We start from the raw sequence: 18010 nt of genomic DNA on the forward strand, positions 1-18010 counted from the left end.
GGAATAGTTTTATTGGTACAAAGTTATAAAAATTAGTTGTTTAAATATTTTTAGCGATCTGTAACTTTCAAAAAGGGAGTGTTAAATAAACCATACGCGTCAAGTTAAGGAACTGTGGTAATAAACTTAGTGTAAGGAAGAGAAAAAAAAGATATAAGTTCTCTTAAATCTAACAAAGAAAACGGAGAACTTATACAATGAAAAGAATAGTTTGCATCTCAAAAAAGCTCAAAGAATTTTTTAATGAAAAGGCAGATAAAATCTCAGCTACAACAGGGTTCATAAAAAGAAAGAGGAAGCTAAAAGGCTCGTAGTTCATAAAAGCCATCGTTTTGGGTAATATAGGGGTTGATAATTGTAGTATAGAGACAGTGTGTCAATTATTGAATGAAGACTCGATAAATATAACAAAACAAGGTCTGGACTTTAGATTTACCAAGGAAGCAGTGGAATTTATGAAAAGAATGTATAATGAATCTTTAACGTTACTTAAAAATACCTTATACCAAAATCCATTACTGACGGAACAAATAAGAAACATTACAAACTCGTTTAATAGTAGTACTGGAAATATTGACAATAAAATTACACAAAACATCTTCAAGTAAACCTATGGTATCGTAGATACTATTGCGTAAAGTATTGTATTTGATATATTGCCACAACCTTTCAACAGGATTCAGTTCCGGTGAATAAGGAGGCAAGTATATGATGGTAATGTTTTCCTGAATTTTCAAACTTTTTGATCTATGCCAACTTGCACAATCCATTACAAGAAAGGCTTCTTTCGTGCCTAAATCTTTCGACATCTGCTCCAGAAATATATTCATACAATCAGTGTTTACATATGGAGCAAGTAGGCTAATTTTCTTACCACTTCTTGGATTTACCGCACTTTAGATATAGAAATTTTGTCTACCAATTTTCATTTTAACCTGCGTTCTGACCCCTTTTAAACCATCCGTGTCCGATTTTTGAATGAGTCCCAAATCGTGATTCATCAAAAACACCTCCCTTTTAGGGTGGAAATTGACTATTTTATTGAAGTATCTTTTAAACTCTTCTTGCTTGTTTTTATCTTGTTTATGGTCCATTGGCCTCGGTGTTATGTAAGAAAATTTCATCCTTTGTATCTCACGGTGCACTGTTGATTTGCTGATGTTTAGGGCAAATTCCTCTGAGATTTTTATTTGTACTTCCTTAATAGTAATATTTGGATTTCTTTCTACCCATATTTCAATTTGCTCACGTTGATTTTTGTTTAATTTGCTTTTTCTTCTCCGCTGAAACGGGGCAAATAATTTTTCTACTCTACCAAATTTTAGATGCTTTATCCATTCAGTCAAAGCAGTCCTTGAAATTTTACATATTCTTGCCACAGCGCTTATACTACTTTCTTTTCCTGCTATCACCGCTTGTAACTTTTTTGAAACATATGCGTTATTTCTTACCTTTTTTAACATTTCTTTCGCTAAATTTACAACTCTTTCGTCTAATAGTTTTGACCTTAATGCCATTTATACCTCGCTATTTCACTTACTCTAGTATGACTTTTTCCCCATTATTCTCTATCTGTTCTTTCTATAGCGGGAATTGGTATTACATACCTGTGTTTTGACCCATTCTCCGGACATATTAAAGGCTCTCATAAAAGCGGGAGTGAATGATAGCCCAGATGAAAACTACAATGGAAACACTGCTTTAGAGTGTGTTGCTGAATTATATTGTAAGGATAAGTCAATTGAACGCAAAAATTGCTGTGAGATTCTAATTAAGCATACATTAGAAAAAAATCCCAACATAGAAATACCATATTCTGTAAAAAATAAAAGGAGTTGGCTCAATGTTGGAATGCTTGTGAAGCAAATAATGAAGGATGGGAATTAGCAACAACGAACACTGAAACACAAGTAGTCAGTGTGCAAAAAGCAAATAAGAGCTCCTGCTCAATTCAATAGATGTATCGTACAACCTTGTTCGGATTACAATAGGAAAAGGTTTGTTATTTAAGCTTAAAAAACGTATATGATAGTGTTATTTCACTTAAATCTTTTGTACTATTGTCACGCATTATTTCAGGGTCTACGTAAAAGGATACGGGCATAGCCGCTTTTTGTTTTGGTAGCAGAATTTGCTCTTCAAAACAAAAGCATGCAACTTTATTGAAATATTTACCTGCTTTAAAAGGTGTGACATTATACACTGCCATTCCAAAAGAAGGCTGATCAGATAAATTTTTTGCATAATAAAATACTAAACTTTGTTGCCCTATATTTGTATCTATGTAGTTAGTTTCTGATTTAAATTCCCAAGGCAGACCGGACATTACATCAGCATTTAAGTAAATCCTGATTTTTTGGTCAGTTGCATTTATTGTTGCATTAGTTACTTTTCTCGTTGTACCACCATATCCAGTAGCTTTACAAAAGATGCTATACAACGGTACTGAAGCATATGCAAGACACAGCATCAATACCACTAAAGATATTAGGAGGAAAACTATAGAACTTTTATTGTTTCCCCTTAAAAAGGAAAACATCTAATCCTTATTGTTGAACAAGTTAAGTAACCTGAGTAAATTGAGGAATATATTGATGAAGTCAAAGTAAAGATTAGTTGCAGCAAGTATTGCCAGCTTAGTAGTTGCAACTTCTGAGCCATCATTATATCTATAATAAACATCTTTGATTCTCTGAGCATCGTATGCGGTCATTAAAGTAAACACTATCACTGATACAAACGATATTGCAAAATAGAGAGGACTGCTTCCAAGAAACAGATTAACTATAGATGCAATGATTAACCCCCAGATTCCCATAATCAAAAAAGAACCCATGCTGGTAAGATCTTTTTTTGTAGTATTACCATATAAAGCCATAGAACCAAACATGATCGATGTAATGAAAAATGCTCTCGCTATATTTTCTGCAGTATAAATTATAAAAATATGAGATAAAGAAATTCCCATTAAAACTGAGAATAGAAAAAATACAGTAAGTGTTGACTGAGCACTTAGGTGTTGAAGCCTAAAAGACATATAAAACACCAATGCAACTGGAGATAGCATTACCACAAGCGATAGAACAGGATTGGAATAAATCACCTGGAAAAGACCAGAAAACACTGTTAAAAACGCAACAAGCCCTGTAACACCTAAAGCTAAAGCCATATAATTGTATACTTTAGTTAGGTAACTCCTGAGTCCAGCACTATAATAAACGCCCTGAGAGCGAATATCCTGTTCGTTTTTCATATAAGACATATGTAACTCCTTATTATCTCTTGATGATATATTATAATACAATACAGCGTTTTTATCAAGTATAAAATGACATACTACAATTGAATGGTGTGGTATGCAATTAGAGAATTTCTTCCATAATTATAAGCAAATCGGTTTTCAGCAGCATTTAACTATTATAACAACCTCTGGCAATAGAAATTACTTTCACCATTCCCTCTATCATGATTTAAGGGGAATGGTGAAAGTAGTTTTTGCATTTACTAAAGCATTCTTCTTATAGATACTATACCAACAATCCACTATTTTTTCTATGTCTCGCGGTTTAACCTCCGGACCTATACTGATTCTAATTGAACATTCTGCTTGCTCTTTTGTTGCTCCCATTGCAAGCAAAACATGAGAAGGCCCAACTTTTCCAGAAGAACATGCAGAACCATTGCTGACTGCAATATTATTTAAGTCAAAGCACATGAGCTGCAGATCATTCTTCACTCTCGGCATATAAATGAAACTTGTATTTGGCAATCTTTTAGAATTTCTGCCAAAGATCTTGATATCACTGACAAGACTTAATAACCCATACTCCAATTGATCACGTAGCTTCTCTACTTCATCCATCTTTGATAGAAGATCTGGAATGTTTTGCAATGCAGCAGAAAGACCTACTATTGCAATAATGTTTTCTGTACCACCACGCAATCCTTTTTCTTGCCCACCACCTATTATAGTAGGTTCTATTACAAGCTTTTTGTCAAATATTAAAACTCCACTACCTGCTATACCACCAAATTTGTGAGCAGATAAAGTAAGTAAATCCACTCCTAAATCTTCCATATTTACTTTGATTTTCCCAACACTTTGAGCAGCGTCAGTGTGACAGATTGCCCCGAATTTATGTGCCATTTTAGCTATTTCCTTAACAGGCTGGATAACTCCAGTTTCGTTATTAGCCATCATCACTGAAATTATTACTTTATTCCCTTCAAGTTCGCTTAGAATTTTCTCTAGCTCTAAAAAGTCAACAATACCCTCTTGATTAACGGGTATTATATGTGGATTACATGCAGAATTAAGAATTGAAGGATGCTCTGTAGCTGAAATTACATGCAGATAGCCTTTCATTCCTCTCATGACGAGGTTGTTTGCTTCAGTTGCACCAGACGTAAAAACTATTTCTTTATCATCTGGAATGCTAAGAGCATCACGTACGTTATCTCTTACCTCTTTAAGAATCTTCCTCGCTTCTTGTCCTCTTTTATGCAGAGATGATGGATTTAGTGTTTGTTTTGACAAAATCTCAAGTATACTTTTTTTTACATTTTTACTCACTGGAGCAGTTGCATTATAATCGGCATACACACAACTACTATCTTCCAGAGAGAATAAACTCACAGGCTTATTTTTCACTTACCATCAACCGATTATGTATGTTAACTTTAACACGATAAAAATTTATTGCAAAAACAGCGAAATTAATACATAATTAATAAACAATTTACATTATCAATCCCTGTTAAAACAGGTTTTTATTAGGATTCATCATGGTAGAAGTCTTTTTAAATAATTCAACAAAAAAGATAGAAGGTAGATACCATCAAAGCAAAGATGCCAATGCACCGGTTGTGCTAATTTTACATCACCATCCCCAATATGGTGGTAGTATGGATAGTAAGATTATACATAGTATATATGAATCTTTTATCGATAATAACTTTTCTGCATTGACAATTAATTTTCGTGGCGTCGGAAAATCTACCGGAACTTTTGATAAGGGTATAGGAGAATTAACTGATGCTGCAGTAGCTATTGATTGGCTTCAGGAGCATAACTCTAACAACGTTCCAATTTGGATAGTCGGTTTTTCTTTTGGAGCATGGGTAGCTATGCAGTTGACAATGCGCCGTCCAGAGATAGTAAGTTTTGTTGCCCTTTCTCTTCCAGCAACTAAGTACGATTTCTCTTTTCTCTCTCCTTGCCCAGTTCCTGGACTTATAATACAAAGTAATAATGATACAATTTCAGAAGAAAGCGATGTAACAGAATTAGCACAAAGGTTAATAAATTCGGTAAAAAATAACCATATGGAATACCATATAGTAGACGATACTAACCACTTTTTAAGGGATAAAGAAGAGGAAGTAGCTCAAATTATAGATAATTATATAAAACTACGCTTAAACAGTGCAGTCACTTCCTCCAAAAAAGTTAAAAAAGAGATAAGGGTAAAAGAATATGCCTAACTTTACAAATGAGAGAAATGAACGTATTAATATAAATAAAAAAAGTCTTGTTATGTTTAGGCAATTATTATTTCTCGTTTTGGCAATGTTTATGCTGTCAGGATGCTTTCTAAGTAAACAGCGTAAGTTAAAGAGTCCGTGTATAAAAAATAATGAAAGCATTTCATGCGAATTACACTCTGTTAATGACCATTGGTTAAATAAGTACAAGTTATAGGTAGCTTTGTATTGTACTGTTTCTTCCATTTACAGCTTTACTAATGATCGGTTTTTTAACTGAAAAATGTGATCTGCTTTTTCTGCAAGGATATAGTTGTGTGTTACTATAAGCATAGAGCTGTTATTTTCCTTTACATATGAATGTAACAGCAAAAATACATTCAAAGAATTTGTTGGGTCTAAATTTCCCGTTGGCTCATCTGCAAGTAAAAGCTTTGGAGAGTTTACAATGCTTCTTGCAATTGCAACCCTCTGCCTTTCTCCACCAGAAATTTCAGATACCATACTACTTGCTTTATTTTCCAGACCAAATTTTTCTAATATTGCTTGCGATTTTTTTTTTGCTTCAGCTTTGCTTCTTCTTGCAATAAGCTGAGGAAGCATAACGTTTTCCAACACTGATAACTCTTGTAATAAATAGTGAAATTGATAAACAAAGCTAAGAAAATTTCTTCTTACATGAGTTTTATATTTATTGCTGGCTTGCGTACAATTTACTCCATCTATTGTCACTACACCTAAAGTTGGCTTATCCAATAGGCCTGCAATTTGCAATATAGTTGTTTTTCCTGATCCTGAACTGCCGATCAATGCAACTACTTGCCCTCTTGTAAGACTCAGATTGATATCTTCTACAATAGCAGGACTTTTTTTGAAGCTCTTACTTACAGAAGCTAGCTCTAGTGTTAGACCACCACCCATATTATAAAAAGATCCAGGAGGGAGAATTAGACCGAGAAACTGTTACCACAACCACATCGAGACTTAGCGAGAGCATTCTTGATTTGAAAACCAGAACCACTTAGATCTTCAGTATAATCTATAGTTGAGTTATTTAAAAATTTCGCTGAACAATTATCAACCATTAATACAGGGTTTCCATTCTCATCATTAATTACTATATCTTTACCTTTTTCACTAAAACTGGAGTGGCTTCTATAATCCTCGCTATCTTCGTCATCGTCAAAATCGTCGTCTTCATCATCGTCAAAATCGTCATCCAAAGACATCTTCTTATTTATTTGATCGATAAGAAAATTATACTTGAAGCCAGAGCATCCACCACCTGAAACTGCAACCCGCAAAATAGAACTCTCATCTCCTTCCTGTTCTACAAGGGAGTGGATTTTCCTTAATGCATTGTCAGTTAAGCTAATATTGTAATCTGTTGACATAACAACCACCGTTCATTATTGATAACCTATTATAGTAGAAATTTTACATGTCAAACAATAATTTTCTATTAAGTTACGCGTGCTTTCCAAATAAAACAAAAGGAAGAAATTTTAAAGAGCCAGAAGATGAAAATCGCAGCTGCTTTCAGCGTGATAGGGACCGCATTATTCACTCTAATGCGTTTAGGAAATTGGGGTACAAAACACAAGTTTTTATCAATTATGAGCATGATTACTATCGTACTCGGCTAACTCATAGCCTTGAAGTTGCACAAATTGCAAGATCCATCGCACGCAGGCTCAGATTAGATGAGGACATCACTGAATGCATAGCGCTTGCACATGACCTTGGTCATCCTCCATTTGGTCACACAGGTGAGAATGCTCTAGTTCAAATTGATAACGAGAAGTATAAGTTTGATCATAACGTTCAAGCTATAAGGATTTTAACTTATCTTGAACAAAAACATGCTGACTTTAATGGTATGAATCTAAGTTGGGAGGTGATTGAAGGCGTTGCAAAGCATAACGGTCCTTTACTCGGTCAAAATACGGTATCCCACACAAATAATCAGCTACTATTAGAATACAATGAAAAATATGATCTAAAGCTTGAAGAATTTTCAAGTCTTGAAGCACAAGTTGCTTCGATTGCTGATGACATTGCTTATAGTGTTCATGATCTTGATGATGCACTCAGGGCAAATTTAGTAATAACCGAAGATTTGCTCGATGTTCCTTTAATTGGCAAAATGTTCAAAGAAGTAAAAAGCGAATATTCAGAATTGGCTCAAAGCAAACTCATACATGAATCACTGAGTAGAACTATAGGAATTATGATAAATGATGTCGTTTTTCAGACTGAAAGAAATATTAAAGACTACAAAATAAAAAGCGTAGAAGATGTAAGAGGTCTAAATACAATGCTAGTCACATTTTCACCAGAAATTGCAAATGCCACAAAAGAGATGAAAAAATTTAACATGGAAAAAATATACAGAAGTTATAAACTGACCAGAACAATGAACAAAGCAAAACGTATAGTACAGGAGCTTTTTCAATGTTTTTATGAAAACCCAAGGTTATTACCCACAGAGTGGAACAAGCTTGCTTGTGAATCTCAGCGTTCAGTAATAATATGTGATTATATCTCAGGTATGACAGATAGATTTGCCATACACGAGCACAGAAGAATTTTTGATACCTCATACGAAATGACTTCTTTCTAATGACCGATGATTATTTCATGTCGATCGCATTAAAACTTGCAGAAAAAAGTCTTGGAAGTGTTGCACCAAATCCCTCTGTTGGATGTATCATTGTAAAAGATGGTATGATAATTGGTGAAGGCTACACAGGAATCGGTGGACGTCCACATGCAGAAGTAATTGCTCTACAAAATGCTAAAGATTTAACTCATGGTGCAACTATGTACGTCACTCTTGAACCATGCTGCCACTTTGGAGTTACAGAACCTTGCACTGCAGAAATCATAAGATCTGGAATAAAAATGGTGGTGATTGCAACAATTGATCCAGATAGTAGGGTTTCAGGTAGAGGGATAAAAGCTTTAGCAGATGCAGGAATTGAAGTAAAACAAGGGATTATGCAGAAAGAAGCAGAGAAACTAAATGTTGGCTTTTTTACCACTAAGAAACTCCATAGACCATTTATAGCTTGCAAAATCGCAACAACTCTCGATGGAAAAATCGCAACGTTTACAGGTGATAGCAAATGGATAACAAGCGAAGATACGAGAAATTGGGTACATGAGCTCAGAGCAAAATATGATGCAATTATGATTGGCAGTAGTACCCTTATCAATGACGATCCACTCTTAACTTGCAGATTACCAGGACTCGAAGAAAGGTCGCCAATAAGGCTAATTATCGATAGCCAAGCAAAATTGCAGGAAGAGCATAATATTGCAAAGACTGCAGACAAAATAACAACTTGGGTGATTACAAACAGAGAAATAGAGAAAAAAATAAAAAACATTAATTATTTGATAGTCAATTCAAATCACAAACCTCCTGTTATTCCAGATGTTATCCCAACACACTCTCCTGTCATTCCAATTCCTTCTCCTTTCATCCCAGTGCCCAGACACTGGGATCCAGAAAACTTCAAGCAATTGCGTAGTGAAAACTGGATTCCAGTGTCAAGCACTGGAATGACATCAGATCGAAAAGTCTGCCTAAAAGACATGGCATCAAAACTTGTTTCAGAAATTGGTATAACAAGGTTATTAGTTGAAGGTGGAGGAGTGTTAATTACAGAGTTATTGAAGCACGATTTAATCGATAGGCTGATAATCTGCCGCAGTGGTAAAATTTTAGGTAATGATGCCACTCCTTTTGTAGGGAATTTAGAGATTGAATCCATCAATAACTGCCATAAATTCAAAAAAGTAGAGATAATAGAGTTCAGTGAGGATGTGGTTGAGGTGTGGGATAGATTACCGTCACTGCCATTAAGTTAAGGGAAAGAGAAGTTAAGATTGGACAAAAAATTTGAAGTGATTGATAATTATGGTAAATACTAGGGTGAATTTTTAAGAAAAGGGAGTCTGAAAAGTGCAAGTTATTTAAAAAAGTAATAATTGCAGGTTATTTTGCAAAGAATGTACTAATACAATGATACTGAAAAGATATCTTGAATTTAAAACACATGTTTTCTAGCTCTTTTCTGGTATAGTATTTTCTAAAATGAATGGATAAATTTCCATTATGGTATTACCAACCAAAAGTTGTAAGTCTGTACATTTATACATTAGAGGTCTGAGGCGGCTTTTGATGGTATGCCAACAGTGTTCTATGGGATTCAAATCTGGTGAATATGTTGGAAGATACAGCACATGAAAGCCAAAAGACTCTATTAATGATTTTGTTTTAGTGGTCTTATGAAATGTAGCATTATCCATAACTATGGTTGTGCCAAGTGGCAATTTAGGTAATAACATCTTCTCCAACAATATATTGAATACCTCTTTTTCACACCCACCTTTGAAAGTCATTGGTGCAATAAATCTCATTCCAATCCACCCGGCTACTATACTGATTCTCTCTCGAGTTCTCCCTGGAATATCTGCATAAATTTTCTTTCCTCTTGGAGCACGTCCATATTCTCGGTATAACTTATTATCAACTCCTGCTTCATCTATATATAAGATGCTGGAATGTTCTATTTTTGAGATTTTATCAATAAATTGCTGCCTATCTTCTTGATTGCGCTCTTGATATAGTGTGACTTTTTTTTAAAGTAATTTTTAGCTGTTTTAGTCTATACCAAATTGAATTTATTCCAAATCCAAGATTTTGTTTCATCTCTGCCAGAGTATGATCTGGATTCTTTGTAACATATTCTTCGAGTATTTTTGGGTCTATTTTTCGAATAAAGCTACCGTTTTTAGATGGCTTTAAGCTTTCACCAGCAGCTTTCTTTTTTAACCAGCGGTACAGAGTTGCTATTCCTATCTCCATGAGCTCTGCTATCTCAACCTTTGTCTTCCCTTTTTCTATCATCAATACTGCCTTTTCCCTTAAATCCACACTATATGCCATTATAACTCAAATACTTTGTTATACCTTTATCATTTGCTTTGGGAAATACTATAACAAGCGCAATTTGGCTGAACGTAGAAAAAATAAAAAAGACATGCAGCCGCTATAATTTTATGTAATCTGCCAATATATACCTGAGTTTTTTACTGAATTTTTGTTGTTAAATCTGCAGAGATTAAAAACAAGGATAAATACTCTTATTGATATGATAAGGAAAGTGGGAAGGTTTGTCAAGTCACTTCGGCCAGCTACCTACTTAGATGTTCCACACCGCTAAGTAGATACCAAATTTTTTGCAACATCAAGTGCAGCATAGGTAAATATTGCACTTGCACCTGCACGTTTAAAACCAATTAAGGACTCATAAATCACTCTGTTATAATCCAGCCAGCCATTATTTGCTGCAGCTTTTATCATTGCGTATTCACCGCTTACTTGGTAAGCAAAAATCGGAAAATTAAACTTTTCACTTGCTGTTTTTATTACATCTAAGTATGGCATACCCGGCTTTATCATAATAAAATCTGCACCTTCATCTATATCCATTTCGATTTCGCAGATTGCTTCACGTGCATTTCTATAATCCATTTGATAACCACTTTTGTCGATGAAATTTGATGATGCGCACGAAGCGACAACTTGCCTGAACGGCGCATAGAAGCTAGAACAGTACTTTACTGCATAGGACAATATCGACACATTCTGAAAGTTATTATCATCCAATGTTTTTCTTATTTTTCCTATCCTGCCATCCATCATATCAGAAGGAGCAACTATATCGCATCCTGCTTTTGCTAAAACAAGTGCTTGCTTACATAATGCTGACACAGTCTCGTCATTTTCTACATCTATCCTACTGCTTTTTAAAATGCCATCATGACCGTGAGTAGTGTATGGGTCTAGTGCAATGTCTGCAATAATGCCAATATCCGGTACATTTGATTTTACAGCACAAATTGCTTTACAGATTAAATTGTCAGGATTGTAAGCTTCCTCGGCGTTTTCAGATTTTAGTTTACTATCAACTACAGGAAAAATTGCAACAGCATTAATCCCCGAGTCCTTAGCTTTCTGAATTATAGAAATTAATCCATCTATTGAATAACATTTGATATCAGGTAAGCCAGAAATTGGCTCAATTGTTTCTTCTCCGTCATGAACAAATAAGGGAAAAATCAAATCATTTACTGATAAAGTGCTTTCACTTGTTAAACTGCGAATCCACTTGCCTGAGCGCCTACGCCTTAACCTTGTATTTGGGAAATTAAACATTGGATCCAGGCAAATTCCCAGTAAAAAGCAACACTCCTGAAATGAGTATTACCCAAAGTACCGATATTGGCAAAAATACTTTCCAACCAAGACGCATTAATTGATCATAACGATAACGAGGTATTGTAGCTCTAATCCAAACAAATATAAACAAAAGTACAACTATCTTCAAAACAAACCAGATTAAACTAGGAATTTTATACAGCAAACTAAGCTCTAATGGAGGATACCAACCTCCTAGAAAGAATATTGTCATCATAGCGCTTGCTAAAATCATATTTGCATATTCTCCCAAGAAAAAGAGAGCAAAAGGCATTGATGAATACTCGACGTTATACCCAGAGACGAGCTCTGCTTCAGCTTCTGGTAAGTCAAATGGGTGACGATTAGTTTCGGCAAGCAAAGAAATAAAAAATATTATTCCTATAGGCATTAGTAATAAATCAATCCAAAATGGCATATTATGTTTCGCTACCACAATCTCTCCAAGATTTAATGTGCCAGTTGTAATAACAACTGTAGCAACTATTAGACCTATTGAAACTTCATATGAAATCATTTGAGCAGCTGACCTTATAGCGCCAAGAAATGCATAATTAGAATTACTAGACCAGCCTGCAATAATAATGCCATATATTCCCAAAGAGGATATAGCTAGCACATAAAGCACTCCAACATTAATATTTGCTATTACCTTAGGGATTATTACCTGCTGTCCATTTTCTGTAATTATTTCAGCTCCAAATGGTATAACTGCCCAGGAAATTAATGCTAAAATAAAGGTGAGCATTGGAGCCATAATAAACATTATGGTGTTTGCTCTAAATGGTATTATCGGCTCTTTAATTATCAATTTTATAGCATCTGCAAATGGCTGTAGTAGCCCAAATGGCCCTACTACACTTGGACCATGCCTTAGTTGAATTGCACCAATAACTTTACGCTCAAAGTACACTAAATATGCTACTGAAAGCAAAAGTGGAATAAGAAGAAAAAGAATATCAAATATCAAGTACATGCAACCCTAAATCAAAAAAATAGTTCATAATTGTGGCAATAAAAAATACAGCAAATGCTCTAGACACACAAGACAATGTCCCTATTGAAATCAACAGGACAACACTTTTCTGTACAGCATTTAGCTTGATAGAATAGTAAAATGATATGCATATGAATGACAGTAGTGACATCATAATTAAGATCATTGTGAGAGGCAAATAATTCCCTCTTCCCTCGGTAACTATAATAAATGTTATTGCCATCCATACATATCCTTCCGTAAATAGTGCAATAATATCATTGATAAAATCAACTAGCTTATAAACGAACTTTTTTTTCTAATGTATTTTGTTCTTTACACAAAAATATAGAGTTTAATTTTCGTTGAAAATATACCAGAGTTATTAGTAATAATGGTGTTAGAATAAATAAAATATTAAGTAGAGTGTTCATAAAAATCCTTAGTACAATCTGCCATTATTTTTGAAGCGCGACTTATTGAGTCTGTCATATAAAAATTACACTTTTTTAGAGTGAAAGAGATATTACTTAATTTTATTTCATCACAGGTAATTGGTACCCATTTGTTTTTCACCACTTGGTCAGCATCTCTAAACTGTGGACCAATAGTGTATAATTTCTTCCTCACATCAAATAAATTATCGTATAGTAAGGAAAGGCCCAAATATTGGGATAAATTTTTTATAATCAACCAATCTTCCTTTGCTTCACCAGGAGGAAAAACAGCTAAATTTGTTCTCTGTACTCGCCCTTCAGTATTTACATAAGTTGCATATTTTTCTGTGTATGCAGATCCAGGTAGAATGACATCTGCTATATGCGCTCCCCTATCACCATGGTGGCCTTGATAAATTACAAATGTACTTTCTAACTTTGATATATCAATTTCATCTGCGCCAAGAAGATAAACTACTTCTATCTCACCACTTTCTGCCTGTTTTAGCATCTGATTAATGTCTTTTCCACCTTTGCTAGGAACGAATCCAATATCGAGTCCACCAACCCTTGCTGCAGCCTTATGCAGTACGTTAAAGCCATTCCAGTCATCTCTGATCATGTTAAATTTTTCTGCAATTTTGCCAGCTAGAGCTAAAACTGATTCAGAATCATCTCTTATTAATGCATCTTGACCGATAATTAGCATAGGGTTCTGAGCCGCACTCAGTAACTCGCAGAATTTGTGATTTCCCTCTTCTATTTCTTTTAGAACGTTTGGACCATCACCTAATCTTTCAACATTATATAGATATTCAAGATTAGGACCAATATTTGCAATAGTGAAATTACCTTGTAAATATCTCTTTCTCAATCTTGCGTTAATTATTGGTGCTTCTATTCTTGGATTTGTATTTATAAGCAGACATAAATCTGCATTTTCTATACCCTCAATAGTGGTGTTGAATACATATGACCCACGATTATTTGGTATAAGCTTTGCTCCATCTTGCCTACAGTCTATATTCCCCGAGCCGAGCTTCTGCATCACTTCTTTGAGTAGAAGCATAGACTCACAATCTGCTAAATCACCTGCAATTGCAGCTATTTTATTTGATTTTGTATTCTTTAATTTCTTTGCAGCAACAGTTAGTGCTTCATTCCAATCAACTGGGGCTAATTTACCATCTTTTTTTACATAAGGTTGATCAAGACGCTGAACTTTTAGTCCATCATAGGCAAAACGGGTTTTATCTGATATCCATTCTTCATTTACCTCTTCGCTCAGCCTTGGTAATATTCGCATAACTTCCAGGCCACGATAATCAACTCTAATGCTACTTCCCACAGCATCTAGCACATCTATAGTCTCACAATGTGATAGCTCCCATGGACGCGCTGTAAAGGAGTAAGGCTTTGAAGTTAAAGCCCCTACCGGGCAGAGATCTATAATATTCCCAGATAATTCAGAGCTAATATGCCTTTTTATGTAAGTACTAATCTCTATATTTTCTCCCCTGCCAATTCCTCCAAGTTCATTTGTACCTGCAACATCGGACAAAAATCTAACACATCGAGTACAATGAATGCATCTATTCATTGCAGTTCCAATCAGTGGACCAAAATGTTTTTTTGGCACAGCTCTTTTATGCTCATCAAGTCTGCTTATTCCTTTCCCATAAGCCATTGTTATATCTTGCAAATCGCACTCACCACCTTGATCACAAATTGGACAATCAAGTGGATGATTAATTAGTAAAAATTCGAGCACTCCTTCACGCGCCTTTTTTACCTTGGGAGTATCCGTGTGAATAACCATACCCTCTGCAACTGGCATTGCACAAGAAGCTACTGGTTTTGGAGGGCCACCCTCAACTTCAACCAAACACATTCTGCAGTTACCAGCAATTGCTAAACGCTCATGATAACAAAACCGCGGAACTTCAACGCCCACAACTTCACAAGCTTGAATTATAGTGAGCCCATGCTCTACTTCACATTCCTTAGAATTAATAGTAACTTTAACCACAACTACTATACAGCTTCCCACTTTATAGGATTGCCGCTTACCTCATCTTCAACTAGATTGCCATTTTCATATTGAGCAGACATATAATTCATGCGCGAGTCACGATCTATATATCTAACAGGTTTTACCGGTTTATCTTTATACATTTTTTGCTCGGCTTTCTTACGCTGAGTAGGGTTATTTTTACTAGCTGTCTTTGCTTTTCCACCTACTGCCATATAAACTCCTAAAAACTTCTCATTTTATTTTAACACTTAAGTATATAGCGTCAATACTAAATGGCTTTAAAGTTTTAATAGATCATCATTACAATCATCATTTGAACAAAAATACTTTCTTAATGCTGCTCAAGTTCGTAACTTTAGAATCCTCCAAAAAGAAAGTGCGAGTTACTTTTATGATATCATTTTCTACGCCTTGTAAAGAGACAATCATGTAGCCATGAATTAAGCCATAAACCCAATACAAATATCCCTAATCATTAACCTCATAGTATTTTTCAAGTAATTTATTGAGCAACCTTACACCGAAACCTACTGCCCCTCTTGGAGAAATATCAGTGCCTTTTTCATGCCAAGCAGCGCCCGCAATGTCTAAATGTGCCCAACAAGTGTCGTTTACAAAACGCTGTAGAAACTGTGCAGCCATTATACTATCTCCACCAGAACCTGCAGGAGCTATATTTTGCACATCAGCAATCGGCGAATCAATAATTTTGTTATAAGTTTCATTCATAGGAAAGCGCCATAATTTCTCATTTACTTCATTTCCTGCATCAATCAGATGATTCGCTAATTCATCGTTATTTGAAAAAAGACCAGCATATTCATTATTTCCCAGTGCAACCACTATAGCACCAGTTAAAGTTGCAAGGTCGATCATAAACTTCGGTGCAAATCTATCTTGTGTATACCATAAAGCATCCGCAAGTATTAGTCTTCCCTCTGCATCGGTATTTAATATTTCTATTGTTTGTCCAGACATTGAAGTGACTACATCGCTCGGTCTTTGAGCATTACCATCCACTGCATTTTCTGCAAGTGCAACAATACCAATTGCATTTACTTTTGCTTTTCGCCCAGCTAGAGTACGCATCACTCCAACTACAGTAGCAGAACCTGCCATGTCATATTTCATTGACTCCATACCGCGTGAGGGTTTAAGTGACACTCCACCAGTGTCAAACGTTATACCCTTGCCTATAAAAGCTATTGGTTTTTGTTCTTGAGAAGCCCCATTCCATTTTATCACCACTAACTTTGGCTCTTTACTACTTCCTTGTGCTACTCCAAGCAGGGCTCCCATTTTTTTCTCTTCCATTTGCTTTTTATCAAGCACTTCAACCTCAAGACCAAGTTTAGTAAGTTCAGCTTTTATACGATTAGCGTAAGACTCTGGATATAAAATATTAGGTGGCTCAGTAGTAAAAGCACGTGCAAGAAAGATACCTTCACCTTCGTGTTTTAAACGCTCAAATGATTTTTCAATGCTACTTAACTGTTCATCTTTTACTAATAATGTAATTTCCTCTACTTCTGTAATTTTTTCATCCTTTTTAGTTTTATACTTATTAAACTTGAAACTGCGCAGAAATGCTCCATATGCAACATTTGCTGTACTGCGCTCGATTGAAATAGCTGCTCGCTTGATTCTTAATCTGCTTAGCTCACAATATATTTTACCACCAATATTTAATCCTTTGCTTTCATCCCATTCATCTCTCATTCCAAGACCAGCAACTATAATATTTTTTCCCTCTGATGAAGTAACGGAGAAAAATTCACCAAAACCTCCATTAAAACCACTAAATTTCTTGATGTTATCTATAGCTTGCTTATCTTGTAGAACATTAGTTATGAGCTTATCACCCTCAAACAAACCTACCACTAGCGTCTCAAAATCGGGTAAAGCTTTAGAAATCGTTATCTTCATCGTTGACATCTCCGTTGCAAATAATTGTAAGCTGCACATAAAACATAGTAAAAACATTAGTAAGATATTTTTCATATACATTTTAAGTGCAATAGCGCTTAAGACTACTATGAACTCCCCTGATATGCAAGGGCTTTATCTTTTATCAGAAAATTTGTTATGCCCACCTAGGGTTATATTAAATGTGTAGGTCTTCATGGCCTGATTGTTATAAGTAAATGGTGCTATCAGAAGGCTTGCAAGTCCACTCTCAATAAGATTACCAAGAAGAAGATCATCACAGTTATCGCAATTATGATCAGCAAAAAACATTTGTGTTGTGAATTCTGGAAAATCTGGATGTTGGACCAAAAAGTTTATGTGTGGAGCCCTATCACCAATTTTACCTGGTACTATTGTAATAAAATTATAATAGCCAAGGTTATTTACTACAAATCTTCCCGATCCAGCAAAATTTGGATCAAGCTCCACATTTTCATCATAATAGCTCATGCCAAGTGAGTCTGCGTGCCATATAGAAACCACAGCATTTTGTATCGGTAAGCAATTTACATCAGTAACTCTACCCACTACATTTATTAATTCTCCTGCTGCATTATTTGGAGAGCCAGGTTTTCTTCTTAAATTATTTGAAGAGTTAAAGCTTTTTGGCCTTGTTTCAAGATCATAAATCCCTGGAGTTTCAATACAATTAAGCAAAATAGGATCAGCCGCAAATAATGACAAATCGAATATAAATTGTACTAAAAACGCTAATAAGATATTTTTTACATTCATTTTGTTTATAGTGCTTTTATCAGAATTATAGCAACCTTTTTCTTTTATTAAAGACAAGACTTTCTTTGAAGCCTCCTTAGAATCACAACTATCCTTTCAGTGTA

At 35.1% G+C, this 18010-nt stretch carries 17 protein-coding genes and 2 pseudogenes; 5 read left to right on the forward strand and 14 right to left on the reverse strand.

Features of this window, described 5'->3' with window-relative positions:
• Positions 1–197: 197 nt before the first annotated feature.
• Positions 198–503 (forward strand): annotated as a pseudogene (locus M3L71_RS00495) (IS4 family transposase); the annotation flags it as partial.
• 12 nt (positions 504–515) lie between these two features.
• Here M3L71_RS00495 and M3L71_RS00500 read toward each other — a convergent pair.
• A pseudogene (locus tag M3L71_RS00500) lies at positions 516–1517 on the reverse strand (IS630 family transposase).
• A 142-nt stretch (positions 1518–1659) separates the two neighbouring features.
• Here M3L71_RS00500 and M3L71_RS00505 point away from each other — a divergent pair.
• Positions 1660–1887 carry a hypothetical protein gene (locus M3L71_RS00505; RefSeq protein WP_280143688.1) on the forward strand — a complete coding sequence of 76 codons (228 nt, stop codon included), beginning with the start codon at positions 1660–1662 and terminating at the stop codon, positions 1885–1887.
• Positions 1888–2002: 115 nt separating this feature from the next.
• On the opposite strand, the gene M3L71_RS00510 is transcribed toward M3L71_RS00505, so the two are convergent.
• The 3 genes from M3L71_RS00510 to M3L71_RS00520 form a co-directional block, all read right to left on the reverse strand.
• Positions 2003–2539: a cytochrome c oxidase assembly protein gene (locus M3L71_RS00510; RefSeq protein WP_280143689.1), complete on the reverse strand. Its 537-nt coding sequence runs from the start codon at positions 2537–2539 to the stop codon at positions 2003–2005.
• Complete coding sequence (locus tag M3L71_RS00515) at positions 2540–3262, reverse strand: Bax inhibitor-1/YccA family protein (protein ID WP_280144071.1); 723 nt, start codon at positions 3260–3262, stop codon at positions 2540–2542.
• A 201-nt stretch (positions 3263–3463) separates the two neighbouring features.
• Positions 3464–4651, reverse strand: a complete 1188-nt coding sequence (locus tag M3L71_RS00520) for a cysteine desulfurase family protein (RefSeq protein WP_280143690.1) — start codon at positions 4649–4651, stop codon at positions 3464–3466.
• Positions 4652–4785: 134 nt separating this feature from the next.
• Between M3L71_RS00520 and M3L71_RS00525 the strand changes: the two genes are divergently transcribed.
• On the forward strand, positions 4786–5484 hold the full coding sequence (locus tag M3L71_RS00525) for an alpha/beta hydrolase (protein WP_280143691.1): 699 nt from the start codon (positions 4786–4788) through the stop codon (positions 5482–5484).
• 246 nt (positions 5485–5730) lie between these two features.
• Here the strand turns inward: M3L71_RS00525 and M3L71_RS00530 are convergent, their stop codons facing one another.
• Positions 5731–6405 carry an ABC transporter ATP-binding protein gene (locus tag M3L71_RS00530; protein WP_280143692.1) on the reverse strand — a complete coding sequence of 225 codons (675 nt, stop codon included), beginning with the start codon at positions 6403–6405 and terminating at the stop codon, positions 5731–5733.
• 26 nt (positions 6406–6431) lie between these two features.
• The gene (locus tag M3L71_RS00535) at positions 6432–6878 is read right to left on the reverse strand and encodes a HesB/IscA family protein (RefSeq protein WP_280144072.1); all 447 of its coding nucleotides are present in this window, start codon (positions 6876–6878) and stop codon (positions 6432–6434) included.
• Positions 6879–6925: 47 nt separating this feature from the next.
• Here M3L71_RS00535 and M3L71_RS00540 point away from each other — a divergent pair, with 47 nt between their 5' ends.
• Together M3L71_RS00540 and ribD are read left to right on the forward strand one after the other, a co-directional pair.
• Entirely contained in the window at positions 6926–8107 is a 1182-nt protein-coding gene (locus M3L71_RS00540) for a deoxyguanosinetriphosphate triphosphohydrolase (RefSeq protein WP_010407034.1), read from the forward strand.
• Entirely contained in the window at positions 8107–9360 is a 1254-nt protein-coding gene (ribD, locus tag M3L71_RS00545) for a bifunctional diaminohydroxyphosphoribosylaminopyrimidine deaminase/5-amino-6-(5-phosphoribosylamino)uracil reductase RibD (protein ID WP_280143693.1), read from the forward strand. Before M3L71_RS00540 ends, ribD begins: the two co-directional genes overlap by 1 nt.
• A 195-nt stretch (positions 9361–9555) precedes the next feature.
• On the opposite strand, the gene M3L71_RS00550 is transcribed toward ribD, so the two are convergent.
• From M3L71_RS00550 to M3L71_RS00585, 8 genes are all read right to left on the reverse strand, one after another.
• A complete protein-coding gene (locus M3L71_RS00550) occupies positions 9556–10083 on the reverse strand; it encodes an IS630 family transposase (RefSeq protein ID WP_349292715.1) in 528 nt (175 codons plus the stop codon).
• A 10-nt stretch (positions 10084–10093) separates the two neighbouring features.
• The gene (locus tag M3L71_RS00555; RefSeq protein WP_264336399.1) at positions 10094–10441 is read right to left on the reverse strand and encodes a transposase; all 348 of its coding nucleotides are present in this window, start codon (positions 10439–10441) and stop codon (positions 10094–10096) included.
• A gap of 273 nt (positions 10442–10714) precedes the next feature.
• Positions 10715–11713 (reverse strand): porphobilinogen synthase, encoded by a 999-nt coding sequence (hemB, locus tag M3L71_RS00560; RefSeq protein WP_280143694.1) that lies wholly within the window; start codon positions 11711–11713, stop codon positions 10715–10717.
• Positions 11706–12731 carry an NADH-quinone oxidoreductase subunit NuoH gene (gene nuoH / locus M3L71_RS00565; protein WP_280143695.1) on the reverse strand — a complete coding sequence of 342 codons (1026 nt, stop codon included), beginning with the start codon at positions 12729–12731 and terminating at the stop codon, positions 11706–11708. The genes hemB and nuoH overlap by 8 nt, the downstream gene beginning before the upstream one ends.
• 417 nt (positions 12732–13148) lie before the next feature.
• Entirely contained in the window at positions 13149–15197 is a 2049-nt protein-coding gene (gene nuoG / locus M3L71_RS00570; protein ID WP_458695216.1) for an NADH-quinone oxidoreductase subunit NuoG, read from the reverse strand.
• Between the two features lie 5 nt (positions 15198–15202).
• Entirely contained in the window at positions 15203–15415 is a 213-nt protein-coding gene (locus M3L71_RS00575; RefSeq protein ID WP_264374574.1) for a hypothetical protein, read from the reverse strand.
• 256 nt (positions 15416–15671) lie between these two features.
• Complete coding sequence (locus tag M3L71_RS00580; RefSeq protein WP_280144074.1) at positions 15672–17129, reverse strand: leucyl aminopeptidase; 1458 nt, start codon at positions 17127–17129, stop codon at positions 15672–15674.
• Between the two features lie 135 nt (positions 17130–17264).
• On the reverse strand, positions 17265–17906 hold the full coding sequence (locus tag M3L71_RS00585) for a protocatechuate 3,4-dioxygenase (protein WP_064085711.1): 642 nt from the start codon (positions 17904–17906) through the stop codon (positions 17265–17267).
• Positions 17907–18010: the final 104 nt, after the last annotated feature.

Origin of the sequence: Wolbachia endosymbiont of Frankliniella intonsa (assembly GCF_029856955.1) — a bacterium.
Classification (GTDB): Bacteria; Pseudomonadota; Alphaproteobacteria; order Rickettsiales; family Anaplasmataceae; genus Wolbachia.

What these genes read in the sequence shown, in the direction of transcription:
- M3L71_RS00510 (WP_280143689.1), bottom strand. Translation starts at nt 2,539, where the DNA reads ATGTTTTCCTTTTTAAGGGGAAACAATAAAAGTTCTATAGTTTTCCTC.
- M3L71_RS00580 (WP_280144074.1), bottom strand. Translation starts at nt 17,129, where the DNA reads ATGAAGATAACGATTTCTAAAGCTTTACCCGATTTTGAGACGCTAGTG.
- M3L71_RS00555 (WP_264336399.1), bottom strand. Translation starts at nt 10,441, where the DNA reads ATGGCATATAGTGTGGATTTAAGGGAAAAGGCAGTATTGATGATAGAA.
- nuoH (WP_280143695.1), bottom strand. Translation starts at nt 12,731, where the DNA reads ATGTACTTGATATTTGATATTCTTTTTCTTCTTATTCCACTTTTGCTT.
- hemB (WP_280143694.1), bottom strand. Translation starts at nt 11,713, where the DNA reads ATGTTTAATTTCCCAAATACAAGGTTAAGGCGTAGGCGCTCAGGCAAG.
- M3L71_RS00515 (WP_280144071.1), bottom strand. Translation starts at nt 3,262, where the DNA reads ATGTCTTATATGAAAAACGAACAGGATATTCGCTCTCAGGGCGTTTAT.
- M3L71_RS00575 (WP_264374574.1), bottom strand. Translation starts at nt 15,415, where the DNA reads ATGGCAGTAGGTGGAAAAGCAAAGACAGCTAGTAAAAATAACCCTACT.
- M3L71_RS00530 (WP_280143692.1), bottom strand. Translation starts at nt 6,405, where the DNA reads ATGGGTGGTGGTCTAACACTAGAGCTAGCTTCTGTAAGTAAGAGCTTC.
- M3L71_RS00535 (WP_280144072.1), bottom strand. Translation starts at nt 6,878, where the DNA reads ATGTCAACAGATTACAATATTAGCTTAACTGACAATGCATTAAGGAAA.
- ribD (WP_280143693.1), top strand. Translation starts at nt 8,107, where the DNA reads ATGACCGATGATTATTTCATGTCGATCGCATTAAAACTTGCAGAAAAA.
- M3L71_RS00525 (WP_280143691.1), top strand. Translation starts at nt 4,786, where the DNA reads ATGGTAGAAGTCTTTTTAAATAATTCAACAAAAAAGATAGAAGGTAGA.
- M3L71_RS00540 (WP_010407034.1), top strand. Translation starts at nt 6,926, where the DNA reads ATGTCAAACAATAATTTTCTATTAAGTTACGCGTGCTTTCCAAATAAA.
- M3L71_RS00585 (WP_064085711.1), bottom strand. Translation starts at nt 17,906, where the DNA reads ATGAATGTAAAAAATATCTTATTAGCGTTTTTAGTACAATTTATATTC.